At 48.9% G+C, this 21,110-nt stretch carries 21 protein-coding genes; 19 read left to right on the forward strand and 2 right to left on the reverse strand.

The features are described from left to right. Positions 1 to 67 precede the first annotated feature (67 nt). From F4Y39_01845 to F4Y39_01880, 8 genes are all read left to right on the forward strand, one after another. Positions 68 to 787 carry a response regulator transcription factor gene (locus tag F4Y39_01845; GenBank protein ID MYC12449.1) on the forward strand — a complete coding sequence of 240 codons (720 nt, stop codon included), beginning with the start codon at positions 68 to 70 and terminating at the stop codon, positions 785 to 787. A 56-nt stretch (positions 788 to 843) separates the two neighbouring features. Next, entirely contained in the window at positions 844 to 2,115 is a 1,272-nt protein-coding gene (locus tag F4Y39_01850; GenBank protein ID MYC12450.1) for an HlyD family efflux transporter periplasmic adaptor subunit, read from the forward strand. Between the two features lie 76 nt (positions 2,116 to 2,191). Continuing rightward, on the forward strand, positions 2,192 to 2,944 hold the full coding sequence (locus F4Y39_01855; protein MYC12451.1) for a CPBP family intramembrane metalloprotease: 753 nt from the start codon (positions 2,192 to 2,194) through the stop codon (positions 2,942 to 2,944). A 39-nt stretch (positions 2,945 to 2,983) separates the two neighbouring features. Further along, on the forward strand, positions 2,984 to 3,310 hold the full coding sequence (locus tag F4Y39_01860; GenBank protein ID MYC12452.1) for a hypothetical protein: 327 nt from the start codon (positions 2,984 to 2,986) through the stop codon (positions 3,308 to 3,310). A 238-nt stretch (positions 3,311 to 3,548) separates the two neighbouring features. Further along, positions 3,549 to 5,264: a peptidase domain-containing ABC transporter gene (locus tag F4Y39_01865; protein MYC12453.1), complete on the forward strand. Its 1,716-nt coding sequence runs from the start codon at positions 3,549 to 3,551 to the stop codon at positions 5,262 to 5,264. 98 nt (positions 5,265 to 5,362) lie between these two features. Continuing rightward, on the forward strand, positions 5,363 to 5,758 hold the full coding sequence (locus F4Y39_01870; GenBank protein ID MYC12454.1) for a hypothetical protein: 396 nt from the start codon (positions 5,363 to 5,365) through the stop codon (positions 5,756 to 5,758). A gap of 25 nt (positions 5,759 to 5,783) precedes the next feature. After that, positions 5,784 to 6,551 carry a CPBP family intramembrane metalloprotease gene (locus tag F4Y39_01875; protein MYC12455.1) on the forward strand — a complete coding sequence of 256 codons (768 nt, stop codon included), beginning with the start codon at positions 5,784 to 5,786 and terminating at the stop codon, positions 6,549 to 6,551. Continuing rightward, positions 6,443 to 7,921, forward strand: coding sequence for a tetratricopeptide repeat protein (locus tag F4Y39_01880; protein ID MYC12456.1), 1,479 nt, complete (start codon positions 6,443 to 6,445; stop codon positions 7,919 to 7,921). The genes F4Y39_01875 and F4Y39_01880 overlap by 109 nt, the downstream gene beginning before the upstream one ends. Positions 7,922 to 8,066: 145 nt before the next feature. On the opposite strand, the gene F4Y39_01885 is transcribed toward F4Y39_01880, so the two are convergent. Together F4Y39_01885 and F4Y39_01890 are read right to left on the reverse strand one after the other, a co-directional pair. After that, complete coding sequence (locus F4Y39_01885) at positions 8,067 to 8,846, reverse strand: hypothetical protein (GenBank protein ID MYC12457.1); 780 nt, start codon at positions 8,844 to 8,846, stop codon at positions 8,067 to 8,069. Positions 8,847 to 8,977: 131 nt separating this feature from the next. Beyond that, positions 8,978 to 9,745 carry a 3-ketoacyl-ACP reductase gene (locus F4Y39_01890; protein ID MYC12458.1) on the reverse strand — a complete coding sequence of 256 codons (768 nt, stop codon included), beginning with the start codon at positions 9,743 to 9,745 and terminating at the stop codon, positions 8,978 to 8,980. Between F4Y39_01890 and F4Y39_01895 the strand changes: the two genes are divergently transcribed. From F4Y39_01895 to F4Y39_01945, 11 genes are all read left to right on the forward strand, one after another. After that, on the forward strand, positions 9,696 to 10,673 hold the full coding sequence (locus F4Y39_01895; GenBank protein MYC12459.1) for an MBL fold metallo-hydrolase: 978 nt from the start codon (positions 9,696 to 9,698) through the stop codon (positions 10,671 to 10,673). The two genes, F4Y39_01890 and F4Y39_01895, sit on opposite strands and share 50 nt — an antisense overlap. Positions 10,674 to 10,764: 91 nt before the next feature. Beyond that, a complete protein-coding gene (locus F4Y39_01900; protein ID MYC12460.1) occupies positions 10,765 to 12,555 on the forward strand; it encodes a hypothetical protein in 1,791 nt (596 codons plus the stop codon). Beyond that, positions 12,552 to 12,974 (forward strand): type II toxin-antitoxin system VapC family toxin, encoded by a 423-nt coding sequence (locus F4Y39_01905; GenBank protein ID MYC12461.1) that lies wholly within the window; start codon positions 12,552 to 12,554, stop codon positions 12,972 to 12,974. Before F4Y39_01900 ends, F4Y39_01905 begins: the two co-directional genes overlap by 4 nt. Further along, the gene (locus tag F4Y39_01910) at positions 12,974 to 13,177 is read left to right on the forward strand and encodes a hypothetical protein (GenBank protein ID MYC12462.1); all 204 of its coding nucleotides are present in this window, start codon (positions 12,974 to 12,976) and stop codon (positions 13,175 to 13,177) included. Before F4Y39_01905 ends, F4Y39_01910 begins: the two co-directional genes overlap by 1 nt. Positions 13,178 to 13,190: 13 nt before the next feature. Continuing rightward, positions 13,191 to 13,928, forward strand: coding sequence for a zinc dependent phospholipase C family protein (locus F4Y39_01915; protein ID MYC12463.1), 738 nt, complete (start codon positions 13,191 to 13,193; stop codon positions 13,926 to 13,928). 12 nt (positions 13,929 to 13,940) lie between these two features. Next, positions 13,941 to 16,037, forward strand: coding sequence for an ABC transporter substrate-binding protein (locus F4Y39_01920; protein ID MYC12464.1), 2,097 nt, complete (start codon positions 13,941 to 13,943; stop codon positions 16,035 to 16,037). Positions 16,038 to 16,046: 9 nt separating this feature from the next. Next, on the forward strand, positions 16,047 to 17,042 hold the full coding sequence (locus tag F4Y39_01925) for an ABC transporter permease (protein MYC12465.1): 996 nt from the start codon (positions 16,047 to 16,049) through the stop codon (positions 17,040 to 17,042). Beyond that, positions 17,043 to 18,179 carry an ABC transporter permease gene (locus tag F4Y39_01930; GenBank protein ID MYC12466.1) on the forward strand — a complete coding sequence of 379 codons (1,137 nt, stop codon included), beginning with the start codon at positions 17,043 to 17,045 and terminating at the stop codon, positions 18,177 to 18,179. A 12-nt stretch (positions 18,180 to 18,191) separates the two neighbouring features. Next, entirely contained in the window at positions 18,192 to 18,944 is a 753-nt protein-coding gene (locus F4Y39_01935; GenBank protein MYC12467.1) for a hypothetical protein, read from the forward strand. 1 nt (position 18,945) lies between these two features. Further along, positions 18,946 to 19,935, forward strand: a complete 990-nt coding sequence (locus F4Y39_01940) for an ABC transporter ATP-binding protein (GenBank protein MYC12468.1) — start codon at positions 18,946 to 18,948, stop codon at positions 19,933 to 19,935. A gap of 136 nt (positions 19,936 to 20,071) precedes the next feature. Then, positions 20,072 to 21,094 (forward strand): dipeptide ABC transporter ATP-binding protein, encoded by a 1,023-nt coding sequence (locus F4Y39_01945; GenBank protein ID MYC12469.1) that lies wholly within the window; start codon positions 20,072 to 20,074, stop codon positions 21,092 to 21,094. The last annotated feature ends 16 nt before the right edge of the window (positions 21,095 to 21,110 follow it).

The raw sequence follows: 21,110 nt of genomic DNA on the forward strand, positions 1-21,110 counted from the left end.
ATCTATTTACGTGCAAGGTGCATGTTTGAATGTGGTTGTAGAGATTTTTTGGCGTACGGAGAAAAATATGAACGAGCAGAAAGTTCTAATTGTAGATCGCAATAGCTGCGTTATATCGACTCTTTGTGAATACTTGAGCGATGAACTTTACGATGTATTCACAGCGAGAGATGGCGTAGCAGGGTTTAAAACTTTGAGACGTGAAAAGATCGATCTCGCTGTGGTTGACAAAGATATAAGAGACCTTGATGCGATATCTCTTTTGACTTGTCTAAAGGTAGAGGAAATTCAAACACATGTCCTGATCATGGGCGGGATGGAACGCCTGGAGTTAATGGAAAGGATGCTCAAGCTGGGTGCTGTAGGCGTGCTGGATAAACCGATCAGCAAGGATAAATTTTTGGCAAAGGTTAAGAAGTGCATGCCTTCACAGGATTGGATAAAAAGGAGTCTGGTGTCGTTTTTGGAGGAGCATTACAGCGATCCAGGACTGAGCTTTGATGATCTCATGGCCCATTTTGGGTTTTCCAGGTCGCACGGTTGCAAGCTGTTCAAAAAACATGTGAGCAAGACGTTCTCAGAAAAATTGCGAGAGATCAGGGTTGCACAGGCACAGCGTTTGATAAAAGAACCTTCGATATTCGTCTATGAGATTGCAAGTGCGTGCGGATTTCTTTCACCAAATCGTTTGCGCGAGGCTTTCAAAACGATACACGGAATGCCTCCTACCCAGTACCGCACAAAAGTTATGCGCGGAGAAATTCAGACATCTTCGGAAGATGTCTGAGTTGAATGTTCATTTCTCTGGTCGAAATTCACTTTCAACAGTGGGCTGAATGAGTTATGGTACACAGTGAACAGGTTGTAAGATTCAATGGCTATTCCCGAAAAGATGGGTCTTTTGAAAACACAGAGGCGCGAGAAGCCCTCTCAACTTCGGGGATTGGCTTCCGGTTTGTGCGCTATTTCTTGCTCACCATTTTGTGCGTTGTGGGAAGCATGGTCGCGTTTATCTGTCTTTTGGGATGGCATTTGGGCATGGAAATTACGGTTGCAGGACAAGGTCGCTTGCAGCCTACTGCGCGTTATGAAGTGAAAGCACAGCGATCAGGCTTGATCCAGACGGTTCATGTGCAACACGGACAAGAGATTGCACAGGGTGATTTGATGCTGACTTTGGATGATATCGATTTACGCACGGAATTGGAGAAACTCGAACATGAACTGGCGATGAATCAACGTCGGCGTGTGGCTTTGGTGGCAGAATTGCAACGCGAGCGGGCTGTTTTGGAGGCAGAGATTACACGGGCTGAAGTGGAATATGAGACCGCAAGGTTGCAGTTGGAACAGGTTCGGCAAGAATACCAGATCTACCGCAAATACGCGCCCTATCGCGAAGATGGGAGTGTGCGACCACCTGTTGATACGTTGATTCCCATTCGGGTACACCAGACGCGGGTAGAGGGCGCAAAAGTAGAAATTGAACGGGTAAAACGACGGTTGGTCGCTCTGGACAATCGCAATCAGGAACACGAGATGCTAAAACAAACGTATGAAAAATTACAGGTCAGCCATCGCCTTGTCGAAACGCGTTTGGAACAGATGAAGATCTATGCGCCTGTTTCTGGAACCGTGTTGACGCGCGACCTGGATAAACGCGAGGGAGACCGCATTGAGGCGGGTGAAGCCTTGATTGAACTGGCCGAATTGCACAGTTGGCAAGCTGAGGTACTGATTCAAGAAGTGGATATCCCAAAGGTGAAAGAGGGACATAAGGTGCGGATATATGTGAATGCATTTCCACACATGGAATACAAGATTTTTGAGGGCAGGGTGACAGATGTGCCGAGAAAACCCGAACCCATCACACCCCTGGGTGCCGGTCTCGTGCCGGGCAGTATGAGTACTGTTTATCCTGTGAAGATCAGTGTGATAGATCCGCATTTATCTGATGGTGAGAAAGAATGTCCGCTTGCTTATGGCATGGGTGTAGAAGCTAAGATCGTGACAGAGCGCGGTCCCATTGTTGACTTGCTGTGGAAAAAGTTTTTGAAGACCGTGGGCAAAATTGGGCGCCCTGAGATTTATCGGTTGGAAGATAGAGGTAATGGATAGTGGGTAGGGGCGAGGCCTGCCTCGCCTTGGTGTTTAGTGACGCGAATCAAGTTCATCTTTTACACGCGAGAAGAACATGCAAGATAGCAAAATAGATGTAGGCACTGATATGGAACTTAATAATGCTCAGCGATTACAACTCCCCTGGTCTATTAAAAAAGTAATCCTTTGGGGGATTTCATACATGGTGATTGTGATTGTTGTTAGTTGGCTGTTTCACTTATTGATAATACATCTTAATCACTTCAATCAGTGGGATTTAAAATTCCGTGATCTACTGCATATTACTGAGACATATCCCGTGCTAGTTTTGATATTTGCCTTTCTTGCCTTTCTAAAATGGCAGTGCAAGAAAGTGAATTTATCATTCAGGACAATTTGGGGGTCAATATACCATGTTACTCAAGTTCGATATATCCTTTTTGCCTTCGTCTTAGGTGCTATCAAGTCCCTGTTATGGGCCGGGAAAATCGTAAATTTTGGTAATCCCCCCCAATATTCTTCTGCTGTGATAGTTTACGGCCAGATAATAGTTGGAGGCCTATTAGGTCCATTCAGAGAAGAATTGTACTTTCGAGGGGTATTGTATAGAATTTTACGCAAACGAAATGATAGCATTATCTCAACCTTGATTTCAGCCCTTATTTTTTCAGCATTCCATGTCTTGGGGACAGATCTTACAGGCCTCTTTTTTATATTTTTTTCTGGTGTTGTGACAGCATTCTTGGCAGAACACACAAATTCACTTACTGCCAGCTTTATATATCACAGTATTGGCAATTTAGTCTCTGTAGTGGTATTTCAGTATAGAGAATTTTTTATTTTATGATCAGAGGTTATCAGCACTTTTCCAGAAAGGAGCAAAACAATGCCTGAATTCGTTACTACCCAACAGGATGCAACGTATGTTGCGCCTGAGATTCCAGAAGATCCAAGGGAGGCTGCAATCAACGAAGCGCATGACGATGCCCGTGCGAGCGTTGAAGTTATGACAGCTGCTACTATAGGAATAACAGCCGCAACGGGGAACGTGGAGCTTATCCCTGTCACTGGAGGAATCATGTATACAGCGAGATTATACCTTGATTGCTATAGGAGTTGCCATGATCAAAGCCCTCCCAAGGAACCGCCTGTACCGGAAATAGAAACAGAGGATGAAGAGGAGGAAGAAAAGAAGAAGGATGAGGGTAATTAGCGGATGTCAAAAGATCAAATGAATTTCGGATTTGATCATTGATAGCCGCTTAGAAGAACAAAATATATGACCTCTGATCATTGGGTGTTCAATGCCTACCGAATTATCAATCAGGTAGGTGTTGAACACCCATAATAATTTCTCGATAAACGCATAAGCACAACGCCAGTCCTGATAGATGACACGCTTTCGACGTTTGTCATAGACCTTCTTTTGAAAATTACCACGGTACGATTCGATGCGTCAGATATTCAAAATCATCAAAATGCTCAGACCCTACTGGCGGTTTATCTTTCAATCCCTTCTCGTGGGCATCATGGTCATGTTTTTGCAAATCCCAGGACCATACATTACCAAGGTATTGATTGATGATGTGTATCCGCACAAAGACTACACGCTCCTGACCTTTATTCTGATTTTGGGTGCTGTGCTCTCGACGGGATTGGGATTCACAAATCTGTTGAGCACTTATTTTGCGCGTTATGTGGGTGTCAACATGGGGTTGGATTTCAAATCCCGCTTCTATTCCCACATACAATCGCTGGACTTCAGCTTTTTTGACAACCGTCAGACGGGCGAAATTCTGTCTCGATTCAGAGATATGGATAGTTCTGTCAATAGTACCGTAGGGATGGTGAATAGCCTGATTATGAACTCGCTTCAATTGCTTATTTTTCCACCTATTTTGCTTTATATCAACTGGAAACTCGCGTTGATCAGTCTGGCGGTGCTGCCTTTTGATACCGTGTTGGTTATGATTTCAAAGAAATATCTCAGCAGAGTGTCTAAAAAACTGACCGAAGCATCTGCTGAATCATCGGCCACGTCCTACGAATCGCTTTCAGGCATTCGCACTGTACAGGCACTGGGACTGGAAGCCGCGTTTTACCACAAGATCAGAGACATATTTATTGATGTTTCCAAATTGCGAATCCGATCAACTCATTTAAGTGGTGGATTTGGGTTTATGGGGTCGTTGGTGAAAACAGCGGGTACTTTGGCTTATGGCTGGTATGGCTGGACGCAAGTTCTGAATGGCAACCTCTCTCTGGGCAGTTATATGGCTTTTTCGGGGTATGTGGGCTATCTCTACGGTCCAATCGGCAATCTCATCGGTCTTGTGGGGCAGGTTGAAATGGCATTGGTTCGCATCAATCGTTTTTTTGAAGTCTATGACTTGAGTCCTGAAATCCAGGATCGTCCAGATATGCCCACCTTGCCACAGGTTAGAGGTGAGATCGAGTTTCACGATGTGAGTTTTTCGTATCAAGAAGATCAACCCGTTTTGCGCGGCATCAACCTGCACGTCCCGGCGCAAGCCACCATTGCTCTGGTCGGCAAGAGTGGCTCAGGTAAATCAACACTTGCTAAATTGATCCCGAGATTTTATGATCCGCAAGAGGGGTATCTGTCTATTGATGGGCACGATATTCGAAACTATCGCTTAAAGTCCATCCGGCAGCAGGTGGGATTTGCGATGCAAGGAAGCACCTTGTTTCAAGGCAGTATTTTAGACAACCTGACCTTTGGACACGACATACCCTTGCGAGATGTTCAGGATGCGACACGAGGCGCGTACATTCACGACTTCATCGCGTCATTGTCCGAGGGATATGAAACACTGGTAGGAGAACAAGGGGCACAGATGTCGGAAGGACAGAAACAGCGCATTGCACTGGCTCGTGTGCTGTTAATGGACACGCCCATCTTGATTTTGGATGAACCCACCGCCGCGCTGGATATGGAATCCGAATATCACATTCAAGAAGCATTAAAAACCGTGCGACAAGGTAGAACCACAATTATCATCGCGCACAGACTCTCAACCATCCAAAATGCAGATGAGATTGTGGTATTGGATGAGGGACAGATCGCAGAGCAGGGCACGCACGAGTGGTTAGCCATGCAAGATGGGGTTTATGCTCGCTTGTATGACAAAACGGCGAGGATATAAAACAGGAATTTTTATGTTTCAAGCAGTAGAAGCACTCATAATCATAAAATCTGTAAATCCTTCGGGGTGTTCACGCTATTATTGAAAGGAGTTTTCAAATGCCTAAATCTGAAGTAGAACAATGGAAAGACGATATAGCCGCAGAAGATTATATCTGTGGTCCAAATCCGTCTTTGTGTGGTCCAGATTATGATCCAAATTGGGAAACCCAGAGGCTCACTATTGGACCAGATTTATCTGTGGATAGCTCTGGGATTCACTTAACCACTACACATGTGGATACTATCCGGGGTAGTCATACGGAACGAACTAATATAACCGAGACAATGGGTCTCCCATTTTCCGGCTCGAGTACAACGACCACAGTATCTGCAGATAGTACGTACCAGGTAAATGTTCTTTCTACTCCTGTGGGATACACGCGTAAAACAGAAACAGCGGTACCAGTGCCAGAAACTGACACCGATGATGAGAAAAAGGATACTGGCGATTAATACCTGTAGATAGAGAGGAATAATCATGGGCGTGAACATCCCTCGAAGGACCTGTTCTGCTAATTGGCCGGTATCACTATCACTCTCGCTACGCTCTGGTTTAATTCTGTTGCTCGTTGCGGTGCTCACCAACAGAATATGGATCTACTCCCATATCGTTTTTCGTCCCCATATATCTTCCCATACAGCATTGGACTGGATCGTAGAAGTAGGGGTTGTAGGTCTCATAACCGTCGCAATGGGGGTTGCTGTACATTTTATTACAGGTGTGTCAATCACTAAAATTTTGGGTCTCCAAAAGTCCGATTCAAAAGACTTGCTCAAGTGGGGTTATGTTGCGCTTGCAGCAACTTCATTCAATCTGGCTTTGGAGATTCCTTCAGGTTTTGGACCACAGTATGAATCTGAGCTTTGGTTCATATTCATACGCATGATCAGATCTGTTCTTTTGATTCCATTTTACGAGGAACTCATTTATCGGTTTCTGATTTACGGTATAATAAGACCCCGGTTTGGTCGGTGGCCTGCAGCGATTATATCAACGGTCATCTTTGTCTTCATTCACCAGTCAGTTCAGCGGGCATTGGTAGCATATTCCCTGACGATTGTCTTTCTCTTTTTCACTCATTTTTCTTTTGGTCTTTTAGCTGCCTATTTGTACGAAACCAGACGCACGCTTCTGCCATGTGTTGTAATCCATGCAGCAGTAAACCTGACCTATCACAGTGCGCCTCTGATTGGCTACCTCATAGGGGGAACAATAGCCAAGACAGAGCCGCCATTGCTGCCATGATAAAATTCTTCCTCAAATCTCCTATTGCGATCAGAATAGGATTCCTCCTTTTGCCCTGGATTTACTCCGCTGCATTCATGGCACTTGCTCTGCATAGCAATCCACACCACTATGCTGCTATCCTGAGAGTCCGCGGTCTCCACTATGCCAGGGAAGGGGATAACGACAAGGCTATGGAAGCATATAAGGCTGCAATTCGGATCCGATCTGACCATTACTTTGCCTGGGAGTCACTCGGTGCTTTGGAAGAGCAGTTAGGCAATATCAAGATGGCGGCGTATTGTTTTGATAGAGCCAGTGCGCTACTCCCAACGAATTCAGTTTACGCCTATCACTTGTCGCGTTTGCTTCTCAAGATGGAAGAGCACAAGGCGGCACTTCATCATATTGATCGCGCACTTGATGTGGTCTCCAAACCAGATGACCACAGGGTGATTCTGATTCTAAAGTCAGAGATACTCAAGGCAATGGGGCGAGAGCAAGAATCTCGAGAAATTCTGAATGTTGCTGAGACCGATCCGCATTTAAATAATGCAAATCCCAAATTTTGGCGTGATAAGGGGAAAGCTTTTTACAAAAAAAGATTATATGCACAAGCCTTGGAAGCATTTGATCAGGCGATAGATTTGGATCCAAAAGATACCACTGCTTGGCAGTGGAAAGCGGCAATTTACCTCGAACAAAAATTCTATGATCAAGCCATTGACGCCTATGATCAAATCCTTGCATACAGTCCTGATAATCCGAACATAGTGCTTCTGAAAGGACAGGCCTATGCCGAAGCGAAACAATTTGAAGCGGCACTCGAAATATTTGATCGGGCGATTGGCGCGGGATTAGATGGGCCAACAAAAGCGTTGGATCGCAACGAGACTGCGTCTTCCTATCAGACTTTGTTGCTAAAACAAAAAGCCTCTGCATTGATAGATTTAGAGCGATATGACGAGGCCCTGGACGTATTTGAAACGGCAATTGAGAAATCACCTCAGGATGTCAGTCTGCAGAATAGCAAAGGTGTGGTATTACTGATGATGGAGCGATTTGAAGATGCTATCAAATGTTTTGATGATGCACTTCGGATGGATCCGGATTCTACTCTCGCTGCTTTTGCCTGGAATAACAAAGGGTGGGCATTGTATTCACTAAAGCAATACGACGAGGCACTCACAGCTTTTGACCAGGCACTGATGCTGAAGGATGACTATCACCTGGCATTGTACAATCGCGCTCGTGTCTATGTCTTTTTGGGCAACCGAGATTCCGCTGTTTCTTCCTTGCAAAGAGCGATTGTATTGAATCCCGATTACAAAAAGGGTATGCAATCAGATGAAGCATTTCAAGTCTTGAAAGATTTGGAAGTTTTTAAATAGAATGCTATGGCGTGAGGTGTGATGTGACCATCTGATTTATCCGCATTCTAAAATATCTCAAATCACATAAGCTGAAAAAAAATCCCCCATTGCGCGTTATTGCAATGGGGGATTGATTTTTGGGTTGGGCGGGGTGACCGCTTTCTCACACTTTCCCTTGTTCGAGCAATTTTAGGAAGGTCTCGTCTTCGCCCAGGTAGCGTTTGTTGCACAGGTCGCAATCGAGGCAGGAGCGTTCATAGCAATTTTTGTGAATGCGAATGGGATATTGTTTTTGGAAGGCTTCGTTGCATTTGTCCGAACAGAAGACATAGCGCTCCTGGGTGGAGCCGAAAGCCGCATAGACAATGATATTTTCATCACCATCATCGGCGAGGGATTTTTCGCACCAGCTGCATATTCCCGTTTCCTCTTTTGCGCGGGATTCGCGTTTGCGCCGGACTTCTTCGTCGGTCCAGGAAAATTCGATGTATTCGACATTTTCCTTGGGCACTTTGGCGCGAACCACACCGCTTGTGATGCCGAGTACAAAGTCGCCTTTGGTGTCAAATGTGGTGCCGCATTCGATGGTGCGCCCACTTTGCAGGTGGATGTGAGATTTGCCTTCTTCAGGCGAGATAAAAGAAAACCAACCGCAACTGGAACACACAGTTGTAAAGAGAAATTGCCGCAGTGTTTTGTGGCCACAGGAGGGACAGTGGCCCTCTTGCATGAGTCTCAGGTCGCGCAGGGAGGCTCTGGCGGCTTCTCTTACGGTTTCATTAACTTCGTCAAGGGCTTCGTCGAGTTCATCTTGATCCTCTTGTGCGAGGAGGTCCATGGCTTCCTGAACGTGCTCGTCTTGCCCTTCGATGTGGATTTGTCTTTCTTTGCTTGTACCATTATCTGGTTCTTCGTCATTTTTACTAAAAAAGCGTTTCAGCATTTGGGTCCTCACTTGAAAGCGTCGAATACGATGTTTTATACTTATTTATAAGGTAGGATATAAGGGCGAATATGTCAACCTCGTACCCCAGAAAATTAAAGGCTAAATGGGGCTGTGTGCTGGCTACCAAATCAGAGTCGGTGCATGTGGAATCCACCGTCAACCGGGATTGCCGCGCCGGTTGTGAAGTCGAAATAGCCGAGTCCAATGGCGGCTACGGCTTTGCCGATGTCTTCGGGTTGTCCCCACCTGCGGATGGGGGTCAGTCCATCGGCGATCAAATGGTCGTATTTTTCTTTTACGGGTCCTGTCATGTCGGTCTGGATGATGCCCGGCTGGATTTCATTGACGGGGATGCCGTGTTCTGCGAGCCGGTCGGCAAATAGGCGCGTCATCATGCTCAGTCCGGCTTTTGAGACGCAGTATTCGCCGCGCGCTGTTGAAGAAGTGTAGGCAGATATGGAGGTGATGACGACGATGCGCGGTGTTTGTATTTTTCCCTGTTCTTTAAGTGTTATCATGTGGTTTGCCGCGTATTGGGTTAAAAAGTAGGGGCCTTTGAGGTTGGTGTTCATGACGTCTTCATAGCTTTCTGGCGTGGCTTCGAGGATGTCGGCGCGCACGCGGGGGGCAATGCCGGCGTTGTTGACGAGCATGTCGAGGCGGCCAAAGGCATCGAGTGTGGTATCTACGAGGCGTTTGCCATCTTCTATGCGGGTTATGTCGCCCTGACATATATGGACGTTTTGTCCGCGTTCTCGAATACCTGTTGCGGTTTCTTCTGCTGCGGTTAGATTGCCCGCGTAGTTGACAAGGATGTCGTAGCCCGCGTCGGCAAGGCAGAACGCTATGCCTCTGCCGATGCCTCTGCTGGATCCGGTGACGAGTGCTGCTGGCATGGTTCCTCCTGTTTTTTTGGTTTTGTATAGAGATAAGATAAGATATATAGGGGTAAGTGCGAAGTGCAAAGTTGGAGGTGCGAATATGGCGATTGTAGATTATAGACAAAGTGGTGGTTGCGATGTTTGGGTTTTATCTGCTGGATATGTGAGGATGGATGGTGGCGCGATGTTTGGGGTTGTGCCCCGTCCGCTTTGGGAAAAGTGTTATCCGCCCGATGAGCGCAATCGCATTGGGTTGACGATGAATTGTTTGCTTGTGAGAGGGCAGGGGGAGACCGTGCTGATTGAGACCGGGTTTGGGGGTAAGGTGACGGAGAAGCTGCGAAAGATTTACGCGCTTGATGAGTCGGATGGGCTTTTGGCGTCTCTGGAGACGTTGAATGTTGCGCCTGAGGAGATTACGCGGGTTGTGTTGACGCATTTGCACCAGGATCATGCCGGGGGTTGTACGGTGCACAAGGGGGGTGAATATGTGCCCGCTTTCCCAAATGCGACTTATTACGTGCAAGAGGGGGAATGGGAGGATGCGGAGAATGCCGATGGGCAGACTGTGAATGGGTATCGATACGACGAGGTGATGAGGCCGTTGGCATCTGTGCTCTCGCTGTTGGATGGAGATGAGCGTATTTGTCCTTTTATCGAGGTCATAGTTACGCCAGGGCATACTCGCAGGCATCAATCTGTGCTGGTGCATACGGGCGAGGATACGTTCTGCTTTGTGGGGGATTTGATTCCTACTACGCATCACCTGAAGCCGATTTATGTGATGGCTTATGATCTGTATCCGCGGCAGACCTATCTGGTTAAGCAAGAGGTTATGGAGAGAGCAGTTGCCGAGAACTGGATTATGGTGTGGCCGCACGATCCGGATGTTGCATGGGGAAGATTGCGACGAGATGATGTGGGGGCTTATGAGGTGAGATAGAGAATCAGATTAGGGGATTAAGTTGACAAACGTGGTTTTTGTGCTATACATTTGTTTGATCAGGATTCAAAATAGCGGAAGGAGGATAGTGATGAGCATTGATTTAGACCGAAAACGACTATCGCAAGCCAAGATGCTGGATTGGTTGCGACGCGATCTAAAAATGACTGAGATGGTCACCGTGTATCTATCTGATCACCGAGAGTCCCACAATTACGGCATTTATTGTGCTTTAATTCCATTGGATGGGATTGATCAAGTATTTTCTTCTCCGAGTTGGGACCTCCGTTGGGGTGGTGGTATGCCTGATGCATCTGTGTCTTATGAAGGCGGAGAAGAGAGAGTTGAATATCTCCGGTATGGAGGTACAACAAATAGAGTGGAACCTTTGGTTTTGGGGCGCGAATTCTCTGGTTTATATGATGCCTATATGGAAATATCTGAGGAGTTTCGCCTTTTTCACAATCTATATCACGACAGAAAGAAGGATAAATACATCAAGATTGATGACGAAGGTAATGAAGATGTAGTAGCTATTGTTGAGGCCAATCAGGTCCAGATAAGGCTCAAGGAGATTCGTCAGTTTTTGGCGATTAAGGAAATGTATTTATCAATTCAATTCGATTGTAGGGAGTACTCGGAGTACTCTCTGGAAGAACTTGGGCTTAAGGAAGGTGGAGGTGATCAGAGGGATGATCTTATATGTTGGGGGCATCACTATGGAGATTTTGGCGTCTCCGGTAGCCACCAAGCATTTAGTCGGCTGCTGGGCAAGCGACTTATTAAACCTCTGCCGAAATCCAAAAGCGGGTTATGGGGATTTTCTGAGAAACCGGAAGAAGAGCATGTGGAATTTATCATTGATGTCGATGAGGACGGAGATGAAATTATCCATACATCTGATCCGGATGCTCTGGCAAATTATTTTGGAGCAAACCCCGACGCGCCCCATTATCTGACCCCTGTGCATTTTCGCAAACAGGTTTTAGACAAGTATTACCATGAGTCCAGTAAATATACCGTAGAGGATTCGCTTCTGCGCTGTGGTGACCTGTGGTGCATGGAGATTGACAGCTATCACGACGACAAAATCTGTGCGTGGTTAGGCGATCTGGGGCGAGACCTCCCTTATACAGAACAGCTATACTGGCGGTCTTACAATATCCCGCCCGAAGGCGGTGTAAGTAAGACCTATTTTAAGCGTCAAATCTTGAATCAGTCTGCAGAGTCAGATCGACCTGAGCACTTGTTTAGAGAACGTTATCAAAAGTTGCAAGATGCCTGTCAAGAATATCTGGGTTGGCAGTTGTTGTTGCCGCTGGGCACTGGTGACGAATACCATTTCCAAGGCTTGAGGATTCCAGCCACCGATGAGCAAAGCGATTTTGATGCGTTGGTTTTGAGTCTCACAAAGATACTCATTGATTCCCTAAACGAGAGGCGTCTAAACACGCTCATTTCTAAAGATCAAAAGGCAAAACTTAAAGGTAGCATTGCACGTCTGGAAGCTGTGCTTAGTGCCCATGATGTTGAAGGTGCTGCCGAGCGTATCGCCTTTCTGCGGAAACTTCAGAGTTTACGTTCCAGTAGTGCCGCGCATCGCAAGGGTAACAAATATCGAAAAATTGCTAGGGACTTCGGCGTTGAGAGCCAGCATTTGCGCGATGTGTTCACCGGGATTATCTGGCGGGCATTAGACGTGCTGGATTATTTCATCTTTCTTGTGCGAAGTGGCCCTATTAATCCTGAAATCATTGAAAAAAATAAAATAGAAGAAGGCTACGCAATTCTCGATGAGATGGTTGGATTTGCGAAATCTGACCGAACCGACGGGTCTGTCAATCATGATGAAAGCATCTATGAATTGCGATCAAAACCATGATTTTTGTCGATAGCGGTGCCTGGATTGCTCTTACCAATCAAAGAGATCGGAATCACACCGACGCTGTGACGATTTACGCGGACTTAAAACGGCAAAGAGCGCGATTTTTTACGACTGATTATGTGCTTGATGAAACCATAACTCGGCTCAGATATGACGTGAGCCACTCAGTAGCAGTACAGTTTCTCGATTTTATTGAACGCGCTGAAAAAATAGATGGTTTAACTGTCGCGGAAATTGATAAGACCCTATTTCAAGAAGCCAAGCGGCTTTTTCGGCAATACGATTCCGCAAAGTTATCATTTACAGATTGCACCAGTTTCGCGGTTTGTCAGAAGCATAACATTTCTGAGACCTATGCTTTTGATGAGCATTTTGCGATGATGGGGATAACTGTGCTCAAAACGGTTGAACAATGATGCTCAATATCAAACCAAAATATGTCGTGGATGAAAAGGGGCGGAAGACCGCAGTCGTACTGTCAATCAAAGATTATTGCGCTTTGATGCAACGACTTGAGGATTTAGAAGACGCTTTAGATCTGGATCGGGCGGTTGAATCGGCAACGGGCTTTCGGCCATACTCTGAAATACGAGCAGAATTACAAGTAGATTCTTGTTGAGAAAGGGAAACGGATGCCTCGTGGGCGATGTCATTTTGCGCTGGTGCTCGGGTTGCAGGAACTGCTCGAGCGCGATTTGCCAGAAGTAGGTGCTCTAAGCGGGCGGTATTTGCCGGAGCTTGTGGCGGGTTCTATGGCGCCGGATGCGATGCGTTTGTTGGGGAAGATGGGGAAGTACGGATCACATTTTTATACGGAGGATCGGCGCGAGACGTGGGGCAAATCCGTTTCGGGTATGTTTGAAGCGCATCCCAATCTGGCAGATTATCAGAATATGGATCCACGAGATCGCGTTTTGTTGATGGGGTATATCGCACATTTGACGACGGATGAAGCATTTCGCGATGAGGTGACGATTTATGTACACGGTATTGAAGACTGGCGACCCATTATTTACGGGTTGTGGTCTTATGTAGATGAATTGCCCATTAATTATCCAGGCGTCGGGGGGGTGCTGGATCAGTTTGAAGGGCGTGGAGAGGTGGGGTTTATTGATCGCGCGACAGTATCCCGATTTGTGAGGCGTGCGCGGGGGTGGGCAGAGAATACAGACCCCGTTGTTCTCGAGCAGATATTTCTCAAGATGATAGGTCGCCCCCTGCCTGATGATATGGAAAAGCATCTTGCTGAGAACAGAAGACGGGCAGATGCGTTTTTTGATGAGGATATAAAAGCGCGTTTTGTCGATGAAGCTATTGCGCGGGGGCGGGATGAGATTGAGAAGTTTGTCAGTGGGGCATATAGTAGATGAGGTATTATCCGTATGGGAATTAAAGTGTGGATCGCGCTTATCGGTGTTTTTGCCAGTTTTGTGCTTCTGGTGCAGGGGATGGGATATGTCGCGTTTTACCTTTCGCCACGCGATCCGGATGCTATACAACGGGCATCGGAATTTGAGGCTGTGATGGGCAGTCTGGTGCGTGCGCCCGAGGATGGTGTTGTGCCTGTGGTGCAGGCAGATGGGGCGCGGGACCTTGAAGCAGTGATGGCGGATGTTGAGATTCCCAATCGCCATCCCGAGGCAACGGGGGCGGTGCATCGGGTGGTAGAATGGTCGGGTGGACGATTGGGTGAAGCGCCTATGCTCGCCCAGCGGGTGCGAGAAGGGATCCTGCCGCCGGTACCGGAACGCCTGCCGGAAGATCCTCTTGTTATTGTACCGCCGCAACAGCATGGGCCTTATGGTGGGACGTGGACGCGGTTTGCCACTGGTCCCCGCGATGTGGGTATTGTCGAAGCCCGGTTTGCGTATGAAGGGTTGGTGCGGTGGGATGCGATGGCGCAGGAGGTGATCCCCAATCTGGCAGTGCGGTGGGAGATTGCCGATGGGGGGCGCAGTTTTATATTTTTTTTGCGAAAAGGGGTCAGGTGGTCAGACGGGCATCCGTTTACGGTTGATGATTTGATTTTCTGGTATGAGGATGTGTTGCAAAATGAGGAGATAACGCCTGTTGTTCCGCGCGATTTTAAACGGGGTGGCCGGGTGATGGGGTTGGAGAAGGTCGATGATTATACGGTGCGGTTCACGTTTTTGGAACCCAATGGGTTGTTTGTTGTGAAGTTGGCGTCGGGGCGCGGTTATGAGATGTTGCGCTATCCCGCCCATTATATGAAGCAATTTCATCCGAAGTACACGTCTTTGGAAAAGCTTGAGGCGATGAGTGAGGCTGCGGGATTTGATTTGTGGAAGCAGCTTTTTGAAGATATGCGCGATTGGCGCAATCCGGATATCCCGCGTTTGTGGCCATGGATTGTGGTTGCGCCACCGCCTGCGCGCCCGGCAGTTCTGGAGCGCAATCCCTATTATTGGAAGGTCGATCCCGATGGAAATCAACTGCCGTACATCGACCGCATGACCTTTGAGATTTTTGATCCTGAAACGATTAATCTCAAGGCGATCAACGGGGAAATAGGCATGCAGGGGCGGCACCTTCAGTTCCAGAATTATCCGCTGTTTATGGAGGGGAGAAAGAAGGGCGATTATCGGGTTGTGCATTGGATCAATGGATCGGCGGGGTCAAATATCCTGGCGTTGAATTTGAATCACCGCGATCCGGAAATGAAGAGGATTATCGGGGATCATCGCTTTCGAAAAGCCCTATCACTCGCGCTGAATCGCGATGAATTAAACGAGGCGGATTATTTTGGGATTGGGAAGCCGCGACAAGTGTGTCCGCCGCCATCGTCGCCGTTTTACGATGCGGATTACGAGCGTGCATATATCGAATACGATCCGGACCGCGCAAATGTATTGCTCGACGAGATGGGTTTGAAGCGCGGGAGAAATGGCATGCGACTGCGGGCAGATGGGGCACCTATTAAGCTCTATATTGAGACGACGTCTCTGAACAATCGCATTCTGGAACTGGTGGCGAGTTATTGGACTGCGGTGGGGGTGCATTCAGAAGTCAAGGAAGAAGCGCGGCAGTTATTTTACGAGCGCAAAAAGGGTTTGTTGCACGATGTTGGCGTGTGGGGCGGGTCAGATGAGCAGATCGCTGTTCTGGATCCGCGCTGGCTCGTTCCATTTAGCGATGAGTCTGTACACGCGGTGGATTATGCGCGCTGGTATCGCACGGAAAAAAAACGCGGCGAAGAACCCCCCAGAGATATGCGGCGGTGTATTGAGTTGTTTTGGGAGATTGAGAAGACGATTGACGAAGAGGAACAGATCAGGCTTATGGGAGAAATTATCGATTTGAATCGGAAGAATTTATGGGTTATCGGCACGGTGGGGGCATTGCCCTCGTTTTATCTGGTCAAAAATTCATTTCGCAATGTGCCCGAGGTCGCGATGTCCGGCTGGGCATTTCGCACGCCCGGTAATACGGCGGTTGAGTGTTATGCGATTGAGGAATAGGAAAGATAGATGCTAAATTTGGTGATTAAACGCCTGTTGTGGATGATTCCCACGATGGTAATCATCTCATTTATTTCGTTTTCAATTATCCAGCTTCCTCCGGGGGATTATCTCACGTCGTATATTGCTGCGCTGGGTGAGACGGGGGAGACGGTGGATGAGGCACAGGCTGCGGCACTGCGGGCGCGGTACAATCTCGATCAGCCCTTTATGGTGCAATACTGGCGGTGGTTGAAAGGTATGGTGCAGGGCGATTTGGGGATGTCGTTTGAGTGGAATCGCCCCGTGACAGAGCTGATTGGCGAACGCATTTTGCTGACGTCTATTATTTCGATTGTGACGCTACTGGTGACGTGGGCACTGGCGATTCCGGTTGGGATTTATTCGGCTGTGAAGCAGTATTCACTGCCGGATTATTGTTTTACGTTTTTGGGCTTTATCGGGCTTGCAACGCCCAATTTTTTGCTCGCGCTCATTTTTATGTACATCGGGTATTCCGTGTTTGGGGTGAGTGCAGGCGGTCTGTTTTCACCGGAGTATCAGAGTGCGGCGTGGTCCTTTGGCAAATTTCTCGATTTGCTCTGGCATTTGTGGATCCCTGTGATTGTGATTGGCACGTCGGGTACGGCGGGGTTGATACGGGTGATGCGGGGCAATTTGCTGGATGAATTGCGGAAACAATACGTGATGACTGCCCGCGCCAAAGGCGTGCGCTACTGGGTGTTGCTGATGCGGTATCCGGTGCGTGTGGCGCTCAATCCGCTCGTCAGTACTGTGGGATGGGTTTTGCCGGGTATTGTGTCTGGGGCGACGATTACGTCGGTGGTGTTGGGGTTGCCGACGACGGGACCGCTGTTATTGCGCGCGCTTATGAATCAGGATATGTATCTGGCGGGCAGTATGGTGATGATGTTGAGCCTGTTGACGCTTGTCGGTACGCTCATTTCAGACATTTTGTTGTTGTGGCTCGATCCGCGCATTCGATACGAAGAGGGAGAGCATTAGATGGCTATGCCCAGACGAGAAGAGGTGGTCGAGCAAGATGTGCTGACCGGGGAAACGGAGGCTTATGCCGCGTCTCAGTGGCAGTTGATGTGGTGGAAGTTTCGCAAGCACCACCTGGCGATGGCTGCGGGTATGGTTATTGTCGCGCTTTATGTGGTGGCTGTGTTTTGCGAGTTTTTGGCGCCTTATACGCTCAATCATCGGCAGGTTGCCTATGCGTTTGCTCCGCCCCAGCGTTTGCAATTTGTGTCGGATGAGGGCGTGCATTTCTGGCCGTTTGTGTATGGGATCAAGGGCGTGCGACATCCGGAAACGCTTCGGAAGTTCTATATCGAAGACCGCTCGCAACGCTATGCCGTACGGTTGTTTGTGCGAGGCGCACCCTATCGGTTCTGGGGCTTGTTTGAGACGGATATCCATCTTTTTGGCGTTGATGATGGGGGGACGCTTTTTCTGTTGGGTACGGATCATCTCGGGCGGGATTTGCTTTCGAGGATTATTTACGGTTCGCGCATTTCGCTGACGATAGGGCTGGTGGGGGTGACACTGAGTTTTGTGTTTGGTCTGGTGATCGGCGTGGTGTCCGGGTACTACGGGGGTTGGATCGACAATCTCATTCAGCGCGGGATTGAGATTCTCAGGTCTTTTCCGTCTATTCCGCTGTGGATGGCTCTGGCCGCGGCGCTGCCTTCATCGTGGTCGCCCTTGCAAATCTATATGGGCATTACGGTTGTGTTGTCCTTTATTGGGTGGACGGGTTTGGCGCGGCAGGTGCGCGGGAAAATTTTGTCGTTGCGCGAAGAGGATTTTGCAACTGCTGCGCTGCTTGCCGGCGCGAGTCGCTGGCGGATTATGACGCGGCATTTGCTGCCTTCGTTTATGAGCCATATTATCGTGAGTTTGACGCTCGCTGTGCCGGGTATGATTTTGGGCGAGACTTCGCTGAGTTTTCTCGGTCTTGGGCTGCGTCCGCCGGTGACGAGTTGGGGCGTGCTGTTGAAAGAGGCGCAAAATGTTCAGGCTGTGGCTTTTCAGCCGTGGCTTTTGACGCCTGTGATTTTTGTAATTATTACTGTGCTCGCATTTAATTTTGTCGGCGACGGTCTGCGCGACGCCGCCGATCCTTATTCACGTTAGGGGATTAGACTTATGGAACTTCGACAGAATCGGGTAAAACACAAGTTGCGACGAGGCGAACAGGCGTATATCGCCGGTGGATTTACGCACGCGGATGATATCGACGCATTTGGTCCCGCAAATTTTGATGGGATATGGATTGAGGGTGAGCACGGCCCTATGGCTTTTGACGAGTTGGGCAATCTCACGCGCGCCTGTGATCTGTGGGGCATGACGTCGATTGTGCGCGTGAATCGCAATGATCAGACGCTTATTTATCGCACCCTGGACAGGGGGGCGCAGGGTATTGTGGTGCCGCATGTGAATACGCGCGAAGAAGCGGAAAATGTCGTGGCGGGCGGGCGGTTCGCGCCCATTGGTCAGCGCGGTATGTTCACGAGTCGGCAGGGCTATGGGGTTGCGGATTATTTTGCTAAGGCGAATGACGAAGTATTGCTCACCATTTTGATTGAAGATATTGTCGCGGTGGAGAATCTGGATGAGATTCTGACTGTGGGTCAGATCGATGTGTTTTTTGTCGCGCCTTCAGATCTGGGGGCGTCGATGGGGTATATTGACGATTTAGAAAATAAAGTGGTGCAAAAGACGATTGACGACGCGCTTGCAAAGATCATCGCGTCGGGACGTATAGCGGGTACGATGACTTCCTCAGACAATGTCGGGAAATTCGCCGCTGCCGGGGTGCAGATGATGCTGGTGAATAGCACCGGGTGGTTGCAAGAGGGTGCGAAGGCGTTTATAGCGCGGGCAAAAGGGGTTGTGTGATTTGGACCATGTGTTGACCATAAATAATTTGAAGACGCACTTTTTTCTCGATGAGGGAACGGTTCGCGCTGTGGATGGCGTGACGATGGATATTCCCCGGGGAAAGACGATGGGTATTGTGGGGGAGAGTGGGTGCGGGAAGAGTGTGACGGCTTTTTCGGCATTGCGCCTGGTGTCATCACCCGGGCGGATTGTGGAGGGCGAGATTGTTTTGCATCGTCCCGACCGCGAGATTTATTTGACGGATCTGGACGAGGAGGGCGAGGATATTCGCGCGATTCGCGGGCACGAGATTGCGATGATTTTTCAGGAGCCGATGACGTCGCTGAGTCCGGTGCATACGGTGGGGTTTCAAATTGTGGAGGCGATTCGGCTGCATCTCGATTTGCGGGGTGAAGAAGCGCGGTCACTCGCCGTAAATATGCTGGATCGGGTTGGGATTCCGGATGCGGAGCGGCGGTTTGCACAATATCCGCACGAGATGAGCGGTGGGATGCGACAGCGCGTGATGATTGCCATGGCGCTTTCGTGCCGTCCATCACTGTTGATTGCCGATGAACCCACGACGGCATTAGATGTCACGATTCAGGCACAGATACTGGATTTGATGCGCGATTTGCAAGACGAATTTCAGATGTCGATTATGTTGATTACACACGATTTGGGTGTGGTCGCAGAGATGTCAGATGAGGTTGCGGTGATGTATATGGGGCGCATTGTGGAACACGCGGCGACAGAGGAGATTTTTGAAAATCCCAAACACCCCTATACACAGGCGCTGATGCAATCTATCCCGGGAATGACCCGGGCGAGAAAGACGCGGTTGCAGACGATCAGGGGGTCCGTGCCCGATCCCTATACGCAATTGCAGGGGTGTCCTTTTCATCCGCGATGTGAAGTGGCGCAGGATGGGGTGTGCAATGCGGGCGATAGGCCAGAATTGCTCGCTGTTGGAGATGGGCATGGGGTTGCGTGTGTGTTGTACGAATAGACGAATAGACGAATAGACGAATGGCGATACACACTGATACTGACTTACATCATGTCAGCACATGCTTTGGGAGGATGGGCGGGGTTCGTTGATTCGTTGATTCGCTGATTCGTTGATTCGCTGTTTTGCCGAGAGGATGTGCGCGATGCGTGAACAGAATGCCCTGTTGCGGGTGCGCGATCTAAGAAAGCATTTTCCTATTACGCGTGGTTTTTTCAATACGGTTGTCGGCCAGGTCAAAGCCGTAGATGGCGTGAGTTTTGATTTGTTTGAGGGTGAGTGCCTGGGACTGGTAGGGGAAAGTGGATCGGGTAAAACAACGGTTGGGCGCACGATTTTGCGGGCGATAGCCCCCACGGCTGGCGAGGTGTGGTTCCGCAAGGATAGCGAGGAGGTCGATGTTGCACGGGCGCCTCACGATGTGCTCAAGTCATTGCGCCGAGATATGCAGATGATTTTTCAAGATCCCTATGCTTCTTTGAATCCGCGTATGACGGTGCTCGATATTATTGGTGAACCGCTGCTGGTCAATGGGGTCGCAGATCGCCACGAACGGGAGACGCGCGTGCGGGAATTGCTCGCTCAGGTGGGGTTGAATCCCCATTTTTTGCGGCGGTATCCACACGCTTTTAGCGGGGGGCAGCGGCAGCGTATTGGCATTGCGAGGGCACTGGCATTGCATCCCAGGTTGATCGTGGCGGATGAACCCGTTTCCGCGCTGGATGTCTCTGTGCAGGCGCAGGTGCTCAATTTGCTTCAGGAGTTGCAAGAAAAGTTCGGGTTGACGTATTTGTTTGTCGCGCACGATTTGAGTGTGGTGCGCCATATTTCCGACCGCGTGGCGGTGATGTATGTGGGTAAGGTTGTGGAATTGGCTCCGGTTGATCAGCTTTTTCAAAGTCCGGCGCATCCCTATACCGAGGCACTTTTGTCGGCGGTGCCCAATCCAGATCCCAAACGAAAGAAGAAGCGCGTTTTGCTGTCTGGCGAGGTAGCGGATCCCGGGAATACGCCTTCGGGATGCGCGTTTCATCCGCGCTGTCCTTATGCTGAGGATCAATGTAAGGAGGAAGTTCCAGAATTGCGCGAGATCGCGCCAGGGCATGCGGTGCGCTGTCATTTGAGCGATGTATTGCAGTTGGAAGGTATGGCTGGGTAGGGGCAGACCCATGAAT

It is taken from the genome of Gemmatimonadota bacterium, from assembly GCA_009838845.1.
Lineage (GTDB): Bacteria > Latescibacterota > UBA2968 > UBA2968 > UBA2968 > VXRD01.